The 15,895-nt window shown below is 69.7% G+C and carries 15 protein-coding genes; 13 read left to right on the top strand and 2 right to left on the bottom strand.

The genetic code is table 11. The annotated features are described in order from the left end of the window. Positions 1 to 28: 28 nt before the first annotated feature. From FL344_RS24500 to FL344_RS24470, 7 genes are all read left to right on the top strand, one after another. Entirely contained in the window at positions 29 to 1,564 is a 1,536-nt protein-coding gene (locus FL344_RS24500) for an AAA family ATPase (RefSeq protein ID WP_011550453.1), read from the top strand. Beyond that, positions 1,561 to 2,388, top strand: a complete 828-nt coding sequence (locus tag FL344_RS24495) for a hypothetical protein (RefSeq protein ID WP_194863235.1) — start codon at positions 1,561 to 1,563, stop codon at positions 2,386 to 2,388. Before FL344_RS24500 ends, FL344_RS24495 begins: the two co-directional genes overlap by 4 nt. Next, positions 2,385 to 4,052 (top strand): VWA domain-containing protein, encoded by a 1,668-nt coding sequence (locus FL344_RS24490; RefSeq protein ID WP_141620218.1) that lies wholly within the window; start codon positions 2,385 to 2,387, stop codon positions 4,050 to 4,052. Before FL344_RS24495 ends, FL344_RS24490 begins: the two co-directional genes overlap by 4 nt. 5 nt (positions 4,053 to 4,057) lie before the next feature. Next, the gene (locus FL344_RS24485) at positions 4,058 to 4,621 is read left to right on the top strand and encodes a hypothetical protein (protein WP_194863234.1); all 564 of its coding nucleotides are present in this window, start codon (positions 4,058 to 4,060) and stop codon (positions 4,619 to 4,621) included. After that, on the top strand, positions 4,609 to 5,928 hold the full coding sequence (locus FL344_RS24480) for a phenylacetate--CoA ligase family protein (protein WP_141620216.1): 1,320 nt from the start codon (positions 4,609 to 4,611) through the stop codon (positions 5,926 to 5,928). The genes FL344_RS24485 and FL344_RS24480 overlap by 13 nt, the downstream gene beginning before the upstream one ends. Positions 5,929 to 6,050: 122 nt before the next feature. Then, positions 6,051 to 8,138 (top strand): ATP-binding protein, encoded by a 2,088-nt coding sequence (locus FL344_RS24475; RefSeq protein ID WP_228565337.1) that lies wholly within the window; start codon positions 6,051 to 6,053, stop codon positions 8,136 to 8,138. Between the two features lie 82 nt (positions 8,139 to 8,220). Continuing rightward, positions 8,221 to 9,231 (top strand): aldo/keto reductase, encoded by a 1,011-nt coding sequence (locus FL344_RS24470; RefSeq protein ID WP_141620214.1) that lies wholly within the window; start codon positions 8,221 to 8,223, stop codon positions 9,229 to 9,231. A gap of 28 nt (positions 9,232 to 9,259) precedes the next feature. Here FL344_RS24470 and FL344_RS24465 read toward each other — a convergent pair whose 3' ends face one another. Further along, positions 9,260 to 10,048, bottom strand: a complete 789-nt coding sequence (locus tag FL344_RS24465) for a radical SAM protein (RefSeq protein ID WP_141620213.1) — start codon at positions 10,046 to 10,048, stop codon at positions 9,260 to 9,262. 74 nt (positions 10,049 to 10,122) lie between these two features. Between FL344_RS24465 and FL344_RS24460 the strand changes: the two genes are divergently transcribed. From FL344_RS24460 to FL344_RS24450, 3 genes are read left to right on the top strand one after another with little or no spacing between them, the layout of a single operon-like run. After that, the gene (locus tag FL344_RS24460; protein ID WP_228565336.1) at positions 10,123 to 11,409 is read left to right on the top strand and encodes an asparagine synthase C-terminal domain-containing protein; all 1,287 of its coding nucleotides are present in this window, start codon (positions 10,123 to 10,125) and stop codon (positions 11,407 to 11,409) included. Then, complete coding sequence (locus FL344_RS24455; RefSeq protein WP_141620211.1) at positions 11,394 to 12,587, top strand: glycosyltransferase; 1,194 nt, start codon at positions 11,394 to 11,396, stop codon at positions 12,585 to 12,587. The genes FL344_RS24460 and FL344_RS24455 overlap by 16 nt, the downstream gene beginning before the upstream one ends. A gap of 8 nt (positions 12,588 to 12,595) precedes the next feature. Further along, positions 12,596 to 13,441 carry an ROK family protein gene (locus tag FL344_RS24450; protein WP_228565335.1) on the top strand — a complete coding sequence of 282 codons (846 nt, stop codon included), beginning with the start codon at positions 12,596 to 12,598 and terminating at the stop codon, positions 13,439 to 13,441. Positions 13,442 to 13,459: 18 nt separating this feature from the next. Here the strand turns inward: FL344_RS24450 and FL344_RS24445 are convergent, their stop codons facing one another. Next, positions 13,460 to 13,996: a pyridoxamine 5'-phosphate oxidase family protein gene (locus FL344_RS24445; RefSeq protein ID WP_141620209.1), complete on the bottom strand. Its 537-nt coding sequence runs from the start codon at positions 13,994 to 13,996 to the stop codon at positions 13,460 to 13,462. A 324-nt stretch (positions 13,997 to 14,320) separates the two neighbouring features. Between FL344_RS24445 and FL344_RS39300 the strand changes: the two genes are divergently transcribed. The 3 genes from FL344_RS39300 to FL344_RS24435 all read left to right on the top strand — a co-directional run bounded on the left by FL344_RS39300 (position 14,321) and on the right by FL344_RS24435 (position 15,884). Beyond that, complete coding sequence (locus FL344_RS39300; RefSeq protein ID WP_228565334.1) at positions 14,321 to 14,458, top strand: hypothetical protein; 138 nt, start codon at positions 14,321 to 14,323, stop codon at positions 14,456 to 14,458. Next, positions 14,455 to 14,883 carry an HNH endonuclease gene (locus tag FL344_RS24440; RefSeq protein WP_228565333.1) on the top strand — a complete coding sequence of 143 codons (429 nt, stop codon included), beginning with the start codon at positions 14,455 to 14,457 and terminating at the stop codon, positions 14,881 to 14,883. Before FL344_RS39300 ends, FL344_RS24440 begins: the two co-directional genes overlap by 4 nt. Positions 14,884 to 14,990: 107 nt before the next feature. Then, positions 14,991 to 15,884 carry a S1C family serine protease gene (locus FL344_RS24435; RefSeq protein ID WP_194863233.1) on the top strand — a complete coding sequence of 298 codons (894 nt, stop codon included), beginning with the start codon at positions 14,991 to 14,993 and terminating at the stop codon, positions 15,882 to 15,884. Positions 15,885 to 15,895 lie beyond the last annotated feature (11 nt).

The following is a 15,895-nucleotide window of genomic DNA, read 5'->3' as shown; positions in this document are numbered from 1 at the left end:
TTCCCCTGGGTGATAGGCTCCGGCGCGCATGGCCAACCAGGACTGGGTGACGCGCCTGCTCACCGGGCGCGCGACGGCGGACAAGCAGCTCAATGTCCACCTCTCCGAGCGCGACGGCGGCAGCCTCCACGACAAGATGCGGCAGGCGTATTGGTGGATCACCAACAACGCCGTCATCTGTCCCTACTACGACCTGGAGTTCGGCTCGTCCGCGTCCCTCAAGACGCCCGCGGGTGACGAGCTCCACCTCCCCGAGGACACCAGCTACAGCTCGTTCGTCCTCATCCCCCTGCTCACCCTCTTCACCTGCCGGCGCGCGCTGCTGGTGGGCGGACCGGGACGAGGGAAGACGACGTCCGCCATCCTCATGGCCCTGCTGTCCGGCATGGGCCGCGACGAGGTCCACCGCGGCATCCAGCGCGGCCATCCGCAGCTCTCCATCGCGGACCTGCTGGGCGCGCCGCTGCCCTCCGACATGCTCAAGGCGGAGGACCTGTCCGCGGTGAAGGTGAGCTGGCGCAAGTGGATTGGCCAGCGCGTCAAAATCATCGACGAGTACAACCGCATCCCCACCAAGACGCAGTCCGCGCTCCTGTCCCTCATGGCGGAGGGCTACGCGGAGATGATGGACCAGTACGTCTACGCGGGCCGCTCGTCCTGGTTCCTCACCGCCAACGACGACCAGGGCGGCGGCACCTTCCAGGTCATCGAGGCGCTGAAGGACCGCATCGACGTGGTGGTGCGCGCGGTGCCCTTCAACTCAGGGTTCATGGACCAGCTCCTCCAGCGCCTGGAGGCCGACAAGTCCCCCGAGGAGCTGCTGCCCAAGGAAATCGTCTTCACGCCCGGCGAGCTGGAGCGCGCCTACGCCGCCATCCTGGAAGTGGAGGTGCCCAAGGACGTGCTGGAGCGCATCGCCTTCTTCCTGGGGCAACTGGACTTCTGCCGCATGGCCTCGCCGCGCTTCGAGTTCAAGCACAAGGACACGCTCAAGCTGGCCGGGCAGACGGTGGCCGCGGTGTGCAACGAGCAGTGCCCGCTGGACAAGAAGGTCCACCTCTGCACGCAGACGGAGAACGGCGTCAGCGTGCGCGCGTACCAGACCATCCTCCACTTCGCGAAGGCCATGGCCTTCTTCCGCGGCCACAGCGCCGTGGAGCTGGAGGACTTCCGGCAGATTGCCCCCTGGGTGCTGCACGAGAAGCTGGTGCCCAACCCGCGCAGCGCCTTCTTCGAGGTGAAGGGCCACCGCATGCTCCTCCAGGACCGCGTGGCCTGGCTGCGGAACATGTTCGACATGGCCATGGGCCACTACGACACGCACGCGCCCATCCGGCGCAAGGTGACGACGCTGCGCCATGAGCTGGACAAGGGCCTGTCCGGCGTGGACCTGCGCACCACCGAGAAGCGCATGAACCAGGTGACGGTGCTCATGAAGGAGCTGCTCACACGGCACGAGCTGTCCGGCCCCGTCTACGAGGACGTCATCCACCTCAAGTCCCTGTACAGCCGCTACCGGAACTACGCGACGTGGCTGAAGGAGAACCCGGGCGGTCGCCCATGAGCACCTTCACCGACGAGCTGGAAGCCAATGCCCGCGCCCGGTTCGTGCGCTGGGACTCCGCCCTGTGGCGCGAGCTCACCGGCGGCGCAGCGCAGCGGCTGGGACAAGCCCTGTTCGAGGCGGGGACACCGGCGGCGCAGGGCGAGGAGCTCTTGCGCGCCTACCTCCAGTTGGGCGCGGAGGCCATCGGCCTGGGCTACCTGTACCCCACGAGCGCGGGCCGGCAGAACTTCTTCACCCTCGCCTGGTCGGACCTGATTCCCCGCCTGCTGGCCGCCGTGCCCTCGGCGGAGCGCTCGCAGGTGTTCGCCCAACTGTGGAACCTGGGGGAGAACCTGGAGTCCGCGCCGCCCTGGGTGCAGCGCATCTTCTGGCGCGTGGGCCGGGAGCTGACGTCGCTCCAGGACATCGAGGCGCGGCTGCGTGAGACCTCCTCCGTGGCCCTGGAGCCGCCCGACGCGCCGCTGGCCGCGCGGGCTCAGGCGCACTGGGTGGACCTGTCGAAGGAGGACAGCCGCTTCCTCCCCGGCCCGATGCACTTCCTGTCCCCCACCGTGGTGTGCGTGCATGACCGGCACCGGCAGGCCGTGGCGGGACGCGACGCGGCCACGCAGGGCATCTGGCTGGCGGAGACGCCCGTCCGCCTGGGCGCCATGGGCTGCCGCGAGGTGCCGGAGCAGACCCACGTGGAGAGTCCCCACCTGGACGAGGCGCTGCGGGAGGACCCGCGCGCGGACGCGTGGTTCGCCACCCTGTCCAATGACTGGCGGGTGGCGGCCACGCTGCACACCTCCCAGCACGTGCTGGTGTTCGTCCCGGAATGAGTCCGTCTCAGCGGCACATCACCCCTGAGGACGTGGCCACGGGCTGGCGCGACGCGCTGGCCCTGTGGGACGTGCGCGTGCAGCTCAGCCCACCCGAGCCGCACGTGGGCTTCCACCCCGACGCCAGCCACGCCCAGGAGCCGCTCGCATACATCGACCTGGTGAAGCGCCAGGTCTTCGTCAACTTCAAGCTCCTGGAGGCCATGGAGGCCACTGGCAGCCTCACGGCGGTGCTGGCGCATGAAATCGGCCACCACGCGCGCTTCCCACACACCCTGGGCTGGGACGCAGAGCTGCGCGTGCAGGAACAGCGGCTGGTTCCCGGCCTGAAGCAATCCCTCACCAACCTCTTCTATGACTTGCAGGTGAACGAGGTGGTAGGCCGCACGTACGCGGAGGCGCTGTGCGCGGTGTACCGGGGCTTCCAGCGCGTGCAGGGCGGCGAGATGTCGCCGCTGTTCTTCTTCTACCTGGCCATCTACGAGGAGCTGTGGGGCCTGTCCCCTGGGAATCTGGTTCCCGCCGCGCAGCTCGAGCCGATGGAGCAGCGCTACCCCGGTGTTCGCGCCGAGGCGCGCATGTTCGCGCAGACCTTCTACGCGCTGCCCAGCAGCAAGCTCCAGTTCCTCTACTTCTGCGCCACCTTCATCCGCTACATCGAGAAGCCCGCGGACCTGGAGTTCAGCCTGCCGCTGGGCGGGGACGTCTCCGTACCGGACGTGGACGACCTGGATGCCGCCATCCACGGCAGCAGTCGCTGGGACGACGCTCTGGACGAAGCGGAGGAGCGGGGCTGGCTGGCCCCCTTGAGCACCCGCTCGAAGGAGAAGGACGAGCTGGACTCCATCCACCGCGTCACCGAACACCTGCCCGGCAAGCAGGGCGGAAGGCTGCGGCAGGCCCTGGTGGCGAAGCACTATCGGCGGCTGGTGGACCAGCACATCCTGAAGCTCCCCACGACGCCGTCCCAGCCGGAGCCCTACCTGCGCACCACGCCCCTGGCGTGGGAGTACGGCGATGACCCGTCCAGCATCGACTGGACGTTGACGGTGCTGTCCCAGGGCCACCTGGCCGCGGTGTCACCACTGCGCCGCGAGCTGGAGGCGGACCTGCCTCCCCCGTCCGAGCTGGGCGCGCCGTCCGTGGAAATCTACCTGGACACCAGCGGCTCCATGCCCAATCCGGAACTGAGCCTCAACGCGATGACGCTCGCGGCCCAGGTGCTGTCCGCCTCCGCGCTGCGGAAGAAGGCCACGGTGCGCGGCATCGTGTACTCGCACGGCAACCCGCAGGTGTCACCGTGGATGTACGACGAGGAGAAGGCGCGCGACTTCCTGCTGAGCTACATCGGCGGAGGCACGCAGTTCCCCTTCGACGTGATGGACGCGCTGTCACGCGAGCGGCCCGATGCGCTGCGCATCATCATCTCCGACAGCGACTTCCTCGCGAACGTCACCGCGGAGAGGCCCCTGGCGCCGGTGCTGGAGTCCATCCGGCGCTCGCGCCTCGTGGTGGCCATCCTCGCTCTTCCCGACGAACTACGCGCCCGGCAGGCGCTGGCGCCGCTGCTGCGCGAGCGCCGTTTCCGGCTGGTGGTGGTGCGCTGGCCCTCCGACTTCGCGAAGGCGGCCGCCGACCTCGCCCAGGCATTGCTGGAGAATTGAGTCCCATGGCTTTCGACATCCGCGAGATTCAGACGCAGCTCGAGGCGGCCCCCATCGTGTCGCCGTATTCGCATGACCTGGCTCTCGCCATCATCTGCGACACCTTCCGGCTCGCGAAGGTCCGCCCCCCGTCCCGCGCGGACTGGGGCGCCCTGGAGGACCAGGCCCGCTCCCCGCTGTGGCGGGAGCAGGTGGTGATGCTCGCGCACGTGTTGGTGTCCTCGGCGCTGCGGCAGGAGTCGGTGCAGACACTGAACAAGAACGACGACGCGACGACGCTCCTGCAGCGCTTCTTCCAGGACGTGGCCCCGCTGACGGCGGAGATGATTCGCTCCAACACCTTCCGCCGCGAGGAGTTCATTCGCAAGTGGGTGCGCGTCGTGGGCGGCGAGTGCAAGGGCGAGTCCCCGAAGGGCTCCGTCGCGCGAATCGAGCAACTGGACTACCGCAAGGCGGAAGCGGAGATGCGGCGCGCGGAGGAGGCCCGGAAGAAGGAGGCGGACAAACGCCAGCAGGCCCTCCGCGAGGCGGAGCAGCGCGCCACGGAGGCGCGTGGGTGGCGGGAGTGACGGAAGTCCTGTCCGCGGACCTGCGCGTCGCGCCTCGCGCGAACATCCGCCGGGACACCTCCTCGCAGCGCCCCCACATCCCCTGGGCCGAGTCCATCGCCCAGGGACTGGCCCGCTTCGCGTCCCTGGCTGACGAGGACGCGGCCCGCGCGGACCTGGACGCCCGGTTGTCCTTCCTGCGCGGTGCGCTGCGGGACTCGCCGTACCACGCCCGGAGGCTCCACGCGGCGGGCATCCACCCGGGTGACCTCCAGACGCTGGACGACCTGCGCCACCTGCCCTTCCTGGACCGTGAGGCCCTGGCCGCGAACTGGAACGCGGTGCCCACGCTGCCAGCGGACGCCGATGATTGCGTGGTGGTGAAGAGCTCCGGGTCCACCGGAGCGCCGGTGAATGTGGTGAGGGACCGGCGCGACTGCCTGCACATGTGGGCCGTGCTGCGGTTCCTCGTGGCGCGCGCGGGAGCCGCGCTGCCCTCGCATCCCCGGGTGGTGCTGCTGGACGCGCTGCCGGGCGGACTGGAGTACTCGGTGCGCCTGCCCATCCTCCACGATGGCGCGCTGCACCGAATCTCCGTCCTTCGCGAGGACGCGCTCCAACGCCTGCGCCGCGTGCGTCCCGCCGTGCTCTTCTCCGACCCGGAAGGACTGCGGTGGCTGGCAGCCCAGCGCGACGTGCCCTCGCCCGAGCTGGTGCTCACCTCCGCGCAGCACCTGCCCGCCGGCCTGCGCGCAGAGCTGGCGAACGCGGTGCCCGCGCCTGTCCTCAACTACTACGCGACGACTGAGACGGGCCCGCTGGCCTGGGAGTGCCTGCGGCCCGAGGCTCCTGGCCGGTTCCACGTCCTGGCTCCGGATGTCTGGTTGGAGCCCGAACAGGACGAGGTGGTGGTGACGCGGCTGCGTCCCAGCGTGCTGCCGCTCCTGCGCTACCTCCCGGGTGACGCGGGCAGCGTGCGGCGTGACGCCTGCGCTTGTGGGTTTCATGGATGGACGCTGGAGCACTTCGGCGGGCGCGGGGCCTGCCACTTCGCCACGCCTTCGGGCCGGGAGGTGGACGCCTGGGCGCTGGCCTGGGTGTTCAAGCACCATGCGCTTCGTGGCTTCCGCCTGACACAAGTGGACGTCTCGCACTTCCAACTGAAGCTGGCGGGCGCGAGCCATGCGGACGTGGCGCCACTGCGCGAGCGGCTCACCGGCGCCTTGCGGAACCTGGGTTGGACGCAGCCGAGCCTGGACGTGTGTCACGTGGAGGTATCGGCGCTGGCCGTGGGCACCAAGCCACAGCCGTTCCGCCGGCTGCGCTGAGCAGCCTTGCATGCCAGCGCGGCGAGCAAGATGTCATGCAGTGGGCTCCGGTGCTTACCTGAGAAGTGCGTGGTTCCTCCCCGGCGGGATGCATGCAGCCGGCCGGGCGCCCGCCCCTGACCATGCACGCTCGTCCGGAACGACATCACCCACTCTGGGCTTCACGCGCCGGACGTTATGGCGTCGCGCTCCTCGCCTTCGTCGCGGCGTGGCTCATCCAGACGTGCGTGGCGTCGTTCATCCCAGCCACCCCGTTCCTGTTCTTCTTCGGCGCGGTGATGGTGTCCGGCTGGTGGGGCGGCTGGGGCCCCGCCCTGGCGACGACGCTCCTGTCGGTGGTGGTGGTGGACTTCTACTTCCTGGAGCCACTGCTCAACCTGATGCCGGGCCCGGGAGGGGCTGTCTCGCTGGCGGTCTTCGTCGTGCTCGCGCTGCTGATGACGAAGCTGAACGTCATGCTGCGCAAGGCCAACGCGGAGCGGGCGTGGCTGCTGGAGCGGGAGCGGGCAGCCCGAAGCGAGGCGGAGGCCGGGCAGGCACGGCTCCACGCGCTCTTCCGGGACGCGCCCGCCGCCATCATCCTCATGCATGGCCCCCGGCACATCTATTCCTTCTCCAACACGATGAACAACACACTGATGGGGACGGACACGCTGGTGGGCCAGGAGGCGAGCAAGGCCCTGCCGTGGGCGGAGTCGCGAGGCTTCATCACCCTGCTGGACGAGGTCTACCGCACCGGCGTCCCTTTCACGGGCAATGCGGTGCCGTTCCCTCGCAAGCCCCCCAATGACGAGATACAGGAGACGTATCTCAACATCGTGTATCAGCCCACGCGGAACGAGCAGGGTGAGGTCGACGGCATCGCCGGCTTCGGTTTCGACGTGACGGACCTGGTCCGGGCCCGACAGCGCGCCGAGGCCCTGACGCACGAGCTCCAGCTCGCCGAGGCACGTGACTGGCTCCTCGCGGAGTCGGGCGCGGTGCTGGCGTCATCGCTCGACGACGAGACGACGCTGCGGAACATGGCGAAGCTGGTGGTGCCCACGTTCGCGGACTGGTGCCTCGTCGACGTGGCGGAGCCGGATGGGACGTTCCGGCGGCTGGAGGCGGCGCACTTCCGGCTCGAGGACGACGCGCTGGCCGAGGACATCCTCCGCTTCGGAATGCAGCCCAGCGGCAATCCGGGGCATCCCCCCACGGGCGCCCTGCTGAAGGCGGAGACGGTTCACGTCGAGCGGTTGACCCGGGAACGGATTCACGAGCTCGCACACGACACGGAACACGCCCGGGTGCTGGAAGCGATAGGGCCCGTCTCCTTCATCGCCGTGCCCTTGATTGCACGCGGACAGGTGTTGGGGGTGCTCAGCTTCATCCACGCCCACTCCGGCCGGCATTACTCGACGTCAGACCTGGCGTTCGCCAAGGAACTGGCACACCGGGCCGCGCTCTCCCTGGAGAATGCCCGGCTCTATGCGGAGGCTCGGGAGGCCATCCGCCTGCGCGATGAGTTCATGTCCATTGCCAGCCACGAACTGAAGACGCCGCTCACCCCGCTGAGCCTGAAGCTCCAGGCGCTCTCGCGGGAGCTGGCCCGCCACCCGGGCCCGGTTCCTCGCAACCTGGTGGAGAGCTACGTGGCGGTGGGCGCACGGCAGGTGCAGAAGCTGGCGGAGCTGGTGGGCGACCTGCTCGACGTGTCGCGCATCTCCGCGGGGCGGCTCTCGCTGGAGTTGGAGGAGCTCGAGCTGGGGTCGCTCGTCCGGGACGTCGTCACCCGGTATGAACCCCAGGCCGCGCGCACCGGCTCCCCCTTGCAGTTGGAGGCGGGAGAGTTCGACATCGTGGGCCGGTGGGACCGGCTGCGTCTGGAACAGGTCATCACCAACCTGGTGGACAACGCCGTGAAGTACGGCAACGGCAGGCCCATCCACGTGCGCCTGGAGCCGCATGACGGCGGAGCGCGGCTGACGGTGCGGGACGAGGGCATCGGCATCGAGCCCCAGCATCTGCCCCGCCTCTTCGGCCGCTTCGAACGCGCCGTGTCCGAGCGCAACTACGGGGGCCTGGGCCTGGGCCTGTACATCACCCGCACACTGGTGGAGGCCATGGGCGGCCGGGTCCACGTGGAGAGCAGGCTGGGGCGAGGCTCCACCTTCACCGTGGAGTTGCCCAGCCACCTGGGCGCGGAGCAGGCCCGTCAGGCCCCCTGACTGTCGTTTCCAGACTCGAAGGTCATGCGAAGCCGGGAGTCTCCAGTTAGAGGGGCGTCACCACGAGGAAGGAGCGAGGGACATGGAGACTCGGAAGCTGGGAAGGCAGGGCCCCACCGTTTCGGCGCTGGGCCTGGGCTGCATGGGGATGTCCGACTTCTACGCGGGCAGGGATGACGCGGAGTCGGAGGCCACGCTGCTGCACGCGCTGGAGCGGGGCATCACCTTCTTCGACACCGCCGACATGTACGGGTCGGGCGCCAACGAGACATTGGTGGGCCGGGTGCTCAAGCCGCACCGGGCGAACATCGTGCTGGCGACGAAGTTCGGCATCGTCCGCGACCCCACGGACCCGCAGAAACGCGGCATCAACGGGCGGCCGGAGTACGTGAGGCAAGCTTGCGAGGCCAGCCTGCGCCGGCTGGGCGTGGATGTCATCGACCTGTACTACCTGCACCGGCTGGACGTGCAGACGCCCATCGAGGACACGGTGGGCGCCATGGCGGAGCTGGTGCGCGAGGGCAAGGTGCGCTTCCTCGGCCTGTCGGAGGTGGACGCGGACACACTGCGCCGGGCCTCGAAGGTGCATCCCATCACCGCGCTCCAGAGCGAGTACTCCCTGTGGAGCCGTGAGCCGGAAGACGGCGTGCTCCAGGCGTGCCGCGAGCTGGGCGTGGGCTTCGTTCCCTACAGCCCGCTGGGACGCGGCTTCCTCACGGGGCAAATCAAGCGCTTCGAGGACCTGGCGCAGGACGACTACCGCCGCTTCTCGCCCCGCTTCCAGGGGGAGAACTTCACGCGCAACCTGGAGCTCGTCGGCCACATCGAGCGGCTGGCGAAGGAGAAGGGATGCACTCCGGCGCAGCTCGCGCTCGCGTGGGTGCTGGCACAGGGGAAGGACCTGGTGCCCATCCCCGGCACCAAGCGCCGCAAGTACCTGGACGAGAACCTCGGCGCGCTGGAGGTGACGCTCACGGACCAGGACGTGGCCGCCATCAACGCCGTCGCGCCTCCGGGCGTCGCCGCGGGTGGGCGCTATCCGCCGTCCATGCAGTCCTCGCTGCCCAAGGCGGCCCAGCCGCGCGGCCAGTGAGATGAAGCGAGGCTGGGTGGGTGCCCCTTCAGCTTCGAATACGAGGGAGCTGGGCGTGCGGCTGCCATGCGCCGTCGCCGCCCAGGCAGTAACGGCAGGTGGCCAGCGGCGTCTCCCGTTCGAGGTAGCCGAGCATCTGGCCCAGCAGGTCCGGCGTGTCGAGCGGCACGCCGTCGACTTCGCCCAGCGCGGGCATCTCCGGGTAAGTGCCCCCGAGCACCGTCGCCACGTGCGGTGGACGCGTGCAGGCGTAGAAGCGGCCCGCGTGGACCAGGTGACAGCGGACCTTCAACCAGCAACGCGCGTGGATGCCTCGCACGGCGTCTTCGGAGTCATGCGGCGCCTCCGGCGTGAGTCGCTGGAAGGCGTCGATTCGCTTCACCGTGAGGAAGACGCCGTGCTGCTCGCAGCGCTCGGTGATGCGGGCGATGGAGCGCTCCGGCAGCGGCGCGGAGGCGTAGACGGACAGGGTCATCCGGTCCAGGCGCTCGTAGACCGCATCGGGGGCGCTCTGCGCGAGGAAGCCGTTGGTGGTGACGGACACCTGCGGGGAGATGCCCGAGGCGCGCACGGCGTCCAGCACCGCTGGCAGGTCGGGGTGGAGAAAGGGCTCGCCGCCAGTGAGCTTGAAGACGTTGGGCCGGAGGGCCCGGGCCAGTTGGCGCAAGTCCTTGTCCAGGGCAGCGGGGTCCACGGACCAGGCGGGCAGGTGCGGCGACAGCGGGCAGCACTGCACGCAGCGCAGGTTGCAGTGCGTGGCGACATGCGTCTCCAGGGACCAGGTGAGGATGCGTCCGTCTTGGAGCTCGTAGCGCACGGCGGGACTATACGAGGTTGCCCGGGGCCCCTGGCGCTTGTCACAGTACCCGCGTGTCTCACGCTTCCGGCGGAATGCTCGCCACCCTGCCCCGCTACCAGTCATTGGCGCGCCTGGCGCCGTCTGTGTGGCGGCTGAATCCCTCGGGGCTGGCACCGGAGGCCGTCGCTGCATTCCTGCGCCATGCGCTGCCCCCCGACGGAAGCGTGTTCCAGGGCGTGCGCCGGGTTCCGGGCGCATTGCCTCGCGTGCGTCGGAGCGAGGGGACTCCGGAGACTCGTGAGGATGAAGACAGTCTGGCGGAACGGCTCGTAGCCGCGCTGGCGGACAGCGTGGGCAAACACCTGGCGGCGGGCGCGGTGGACGTCAGCCTGAGCGGCGGCGTGGACAGCGCCGCGTTGTGCGCCCTGGCCGCGCGGCAGGCGCCCGGACGCGTGCGCGCCTGGACCATGGATGTCCACTTCGCGGATGCCACGGAGCGACGGAATGCCCGGGCGGTGGCGAACACGGCCGGAGTCGAGTTGGTCGACGTGTCCATTCCGGACGCGGTGCTGCCAGAGCTGTTCGAGCCCGCCGTCCTGAGCCAGGAGACGGCCATCCTCAACGCCCGCGCAGTGGCCAGCCATGCCTTCTACGCGGAGGCCCGGAGGCAGGGCGCCTCCACGTTGCTGAGCGGCGCGGGCGCGGATGAGGTGCTCATGGGCAACCCAGCGGCGCTCGCGGGTGCGGCGGCCCGTGTGACGGAGGACCGGCGCCTCGTTCACGAGGTGCTGCACCCGGGGCCTGTGGACAACTTGGGGGTGGATCAGCGGGCACTTCGCCTTCCCTGGGACGCGGAGCTGGCTTCCGGTGACGAGGATCACCCCGAAGAGGTCCGCTACGCGGCCTGGGTGCTGTGGGAGCTGGTGCTGCCTCCCGAGCTCCGGAGCGCGGGCGCACATGGCGTGAACGTGTGCACGCCCTACCTGGACGCGGACTTCGCGGACGTGGCGCTGGGACTCCCCTTGGGCGTGCTCGCGCGGCACGGGGCCGGCAAGTGGCTCTTCCGACATGCGGTGCGCACGCTGGTGCCGGATGTGGTCCGGTTGGCCCGGAAGACACCGCGCTATGCGCACACCGCGCTCTCCAGCCCCGTCCGCGCGCGTTGGCTGGAGCTGTACCGGGAATGGCTCACACCGGCCCGGCTGGCGCCGTTGGAGCGCGTCGACGCGGGGGCGACCCGGGCGCTGCTGGAGCGCTACGCACGTCTGGCCGCCGACGCTCCCGAGGCGAGCGCCATGGACCGGCTGTTGATGCGGTTGTGCTCCCTCGCCATGCTCCACGCCCACGCCAGCGCCCGCCCCCCATGTCCCGAATCCTGATTGCCACCTCCCCCGAGAAGGGCCACCTCAACCCCATGGCCGGTGTCGCGCAGTGGCTGCGCCGCATGGGCCACCACGTGGGCTGGCTGTGCATCCCCGAGCCCGCGCCGCAGCTCGAACGGCTGGGCGTGGAGGTGCTGACGTTGCCCCACGCCGAGGTGCCCGTGCCCGCCATCGAGACGGGAGGCGAGGCGCTCGCGCGGTTGGTGCTCGATGAAGCGGCGCTGGGGCAGTGGATTCGCGGCCTGCTGATTGACGCCGTGCCCTCGCTGCTGGCGCCGGTGCGAGAGGCCGTCGAGCGCTTCCGTCCGGATGTCATGGCCCTGGATGGCATGCAGTACGCCGCCGTGCTGGCCGCCCATGCGTTGCGAATCCCCTGGGCGGGCGTGTCCTCCGCGCTGTCATTGCTGGAACCGCCCATCGATTACGGCCTGCGCCGCAACGTGCGCGCGCTGGCCGATGAGCGACAGGCGCTGTTTGCCCGCCACGGCTTCGACGCCCGCTTCCGCAACTGTGAGTGCCTGTCGCCGGACCTCAACGTCATCTTCGCCACCGAGGCCTTCCTGGGCTCCGACGCAGGACTCCCTCCCGCCACACACCTGGTCGGGCCGTCACAGCCTCCGGAGGCGCGCGGTGACGAGGTGGACTTCCCGTGGGAGCGGCTGGGCTCCAAGCCCGTGGTGTACGTGTCTTTCGGCAGCCAGATTTCGTGGCAACCCGATTTGTTTCAGACGATGACCGAGGCCGCCGCGCCCCTGGGCGTCACCGTGGTGCTCAGCGCGGGTGAGTTGGCTGATACAGATTTTGTTCACAGCCTTCCCGGGGACGTGGTCGCCGTGCCATACACACCTCAGCGACAACTGTTATCACGAGTCTCCGTGCTCATGTCTCACGGCGGCGCCAACTCCGTCATGGAGGCGCTGACCGAAGGCGTTCCGATGCTGCTCCTGCCTGTCTGCAACGACCAGCCCATCCAGGCGCACTTCCTGGCGAAGTCGGGCGCGGGGCTCGTGCGGGCGCCGCGCTCGCTCTCCGTGGAGGACTGCCGCGAAGCGCTGCGACAACTGCTGGAGCCGGGCACGGTGCTGCGACAGCGGGTGGCCGGCATCGCCGCGTCCTACCAGGCGCGTGACGGCGCGAAGGACGCCGCTGAACGCATCCTCCGACTCGTGGCGTGAGTGATTGCATGCGTGATTGGGACGTGTGGCGTCTGGTGCTACCGGGTGTGTCGCCGCTGGAGGTGTGGAACCTGCCCGTGATGGGTCGCGAGCTGTGGGAGTTGCTCGGGGCGCCTCGCGTGGATGCGGACCGTCGCGCGGGGGTTCCCGAGCCGGCGCTCGCGGGCCGACTGGGCCCGGCGCTCGCGGTGGCGCTGTCCACGCTGGTGAAGCGGCACGCGGTGGATGCCGTGTGGCTCAGTGGCGGATTGGTGTGCCTGGAGGGCTTCGGTGCCATGCTCTCGAGTGTGTCGACCGCGCTCCCCTGCCCTGTGTACGTGGCGGAGCATCCACTCTTCGCTCCGGCCCTGGCGGGACTGCGTCTGCTGGCGCCGCTCGCGCCCGCGCATCCGGTGGCGCTCGACGTGGGGCAGACGGGCATCAAGTGCGTGAGCCCCACAGCGGACCCGCGCATCTTCGAGCGCGACGCCGCGCTGTTGCCCCGGTACTTCATCGGCATGGCGCGGCCACCGGACAGGCGACATGTGAAGGCGGCGGTGGCGTTCATCTCCAGTGCCCTGCGCGTGTTCTCGGCACGGCTGCCCGATGCCTTGTGCCTCGCGCTGCCGTGTCCACTGGACGCATCGCTGGTCCCCGGAGGCTGCACTTACGGCTGGGAAGGCCACGAGTCGCTGGTGGCGGACATCCTCCAGGCGGCCATGGGGAACGAGGGCCGCGGGACCGCGCTGGTGCTCAATGACGCGGAGCTGGCCACGGAGGCCGCGCGGGGTGATTCGCGGCTGGCGAACCACTCGCGCGTGTTGTGTCTCACATTGGGCTTCGGGCCGGGTGGCGCGTTGCTGGAACGGCGGTAACCGGGCGCTCGCCCAAGCTCAGTGCAGGTCCAACTCCTTCTTGGGCGCGATGTCGGGGCGCTGCTTCGTCACCAACGCCTTCGCGGTGCTGAAGAGCACCTTGAGCTTTCCGCCTGCCGGGTGGACGTATTCGGCGTGCTCGGGCGTGAAGCGCAGCAGGGCGATGTCACCCTCATCCGGGCCCTGTGGGAACCAGGGCTTCCAGCCGGGCTCCCACAAGTCATGGATGGCCCTCCGGTCGCGGACGACTTCCGCCACACCCGACACGGAGAGATACGTGGCGCTGTCCTCCGACGCGTGGAAGGCGAGCGAGCAGTGCGGGTCCGACTCCAGGTCCTGCACTTTCTGCGTGTCCGTCCAGGTGGCGAACCAGAGCACGGTGCCGGACTTGTGCTTCTTCGCCACCGCCATGGGCCGCGTGTGGAAGTGTCCGTCCGCACCCCGGGTGGTGAGGAGGGCGGTGTCATAGTCCTTCAGCAGTTCCTCGAACTCCCGGCGGTCTCCCTGGATGACACCCTGCGGCTGTCCTATCGTGCGCTCGCCTGTCTCTTCCATGAGGCTGACCTTTCGTTCGCCATCGTGAAGTTCCTGGAGAACGTAGGGACGCGCGGGCCGGGGGGAAGCAGCGGGGCTGGAGTCGCGTGGACCGCTCCCTTGGTGGGCCGGTTCCAGGCACAAGACGAGCGAATCAGGCCTTCCGCCCTGCCCCTCCCGGCGCGGCCTTGCACCTCGCTGTTCGGAAATGTCGGGACATTTGGCGCCACAAAACCCCCGACATTTCCGAACAGCGAGCTCCCAGCTGGGGTCCGGCACCCCGAGGGCAACGTGGAGCGGCCCCAACGGCCTCGCCTCCTGCCTGGACCTGGTAGCCTGGCGGGGTTGACGAACCAGGACCTCGACTGGCCCATCCGGGTCGCCGCCACGAACGCGCTGCAACATCTGGTGCGCCGGCATGGCGAGGTGCTGTCCTGGGACGTCATCGCCCGAGGCTTCACGCGGCGGACCCGAAGCTCTTGAGCCTGGAGCGTCGCTACGCCACGGTCCAGATGAAGAAGCGGCTGCATCAAGCAGCGTTCCGTCAGCACGTGCTGCGGGCCTATTCGCAGCGGTGCGCGGTATGCCGGTTCCCCCGGCCGGAGTTGCTGGACGCGGCGCACATCCTCCCGGACCGGGACGAGCGCGGCAGGCCGGAAGTCTCCAACGGCCTCTCGCTCTGCAAACTCCACCACGGGGCCTTCGACACGGACCTGCTGGGCATCCGTCCTGACGGCATCATCGAAATCGCGCCCCGGCTGCTCGCCGAGCGCGACGGCCCCACGCTGGAGTACGGGCTCAAGGGCTTCGCCGGACAGGCGCTGAGCATCCTGCCGGAGGCGCCTGCCCACCGGCCGCGCCGTGAGTACCTGGAGGCGCGCTACGAGCGTTTCCGCGAGGCAGGCTGAACCAAAGACGAGGTGACCTCCCCGAATGGGCAGGTTCCCGACCTGACCGGTCCGCCGATGTGGCGCCTTTTCGAGGCCTTTACCTTCTGCCTCGAAAGGAACACACCATGCCCACCGGCTTCCTCCAGTCGCTGTCCCAGTCCCTCGCCTCCGTCGTCGAGCGCACCGCGCCTGGCATCGTCCGCGTGGAGACGCGGCGCAGGCGCGGCGCCACCGGCATCGTCTGGGATGCCGAGGGCCACATCCTCACCACCAGCCAGGCCGCGGAGCACGAGGGCCCGCTCCCCATCGGCTTGCCGGATGGCCGCACCGTCTCCGCCGAGTTCGTCGGCCGCGACGCCAGCACCGACCTGGCCCTGCTCAAGGCCGAAGCCACCGGCCTCGCGCCGCTGACCTCCGCGCCGTTGGAGGACGTGAAGGTCGGTCACCTCGTCATCGCCGTGGGCCGCCCTGGCCGCACGGCTCGCGCGACGCTCGGCATGGTCAGCACCCACGGCGAGGGCTGGCGCACCCATGCCGGAGGCCGCGTGGAGCGTTACCTGGAGACGGATGCCGACCTCCCGCCCGGCTTCTCCGGCGGCGCGCTGGTGGACACCGAGGGACGCCTTGTCGGTCTGCTCAGCGCCGCCTTCTCTCGCACCGCCGCCGTCGTCATCGCCACGGACACGCTCACGCGCGTGATTGCTTCACTGAAGGAATACGGGGGCATCCGGCGTGGCTACCTGGGCGTGGGCGCCTGCCCCGTGCGTCTGCCCCCACACCTGGGCACGGGGAACGAGCACGGCCTCATCTGCCTCTCCGTGGACCCGAACGGCCCGGCGCATGACGCGGGCCTGCTGCTCGGAGACGTCCTGGTGAGTCTGGGAGGTCAGCCCCTCCACGGCGTGGAGGACCTGCTCGGCGCCCTGAGCGATGAGAAGGTGGGCACCACCCTCCAGGTCCGCGTGCTGCGCGCCGGAGAGGTTCGCGAAGTCCCCATCACCGTGGGCAAGCGCGCGTGAAGGGAGGCCAC

Source organism: Myxococcus sp. AB036A (genome assembly GCF_006547355.1).
Taxonomy (GTDB): domain Bacteria; phylum Myxococcota; class Myxococcia; order Myxococcales; family Myxococcaceae; genus Myxococcus; species Myxococcus virescens.
The sequence above is the reverse complement of the archived record's forward strand: the minus strand, read 5'-3'. Positions and strand labels throughout refer to the sequence as shown.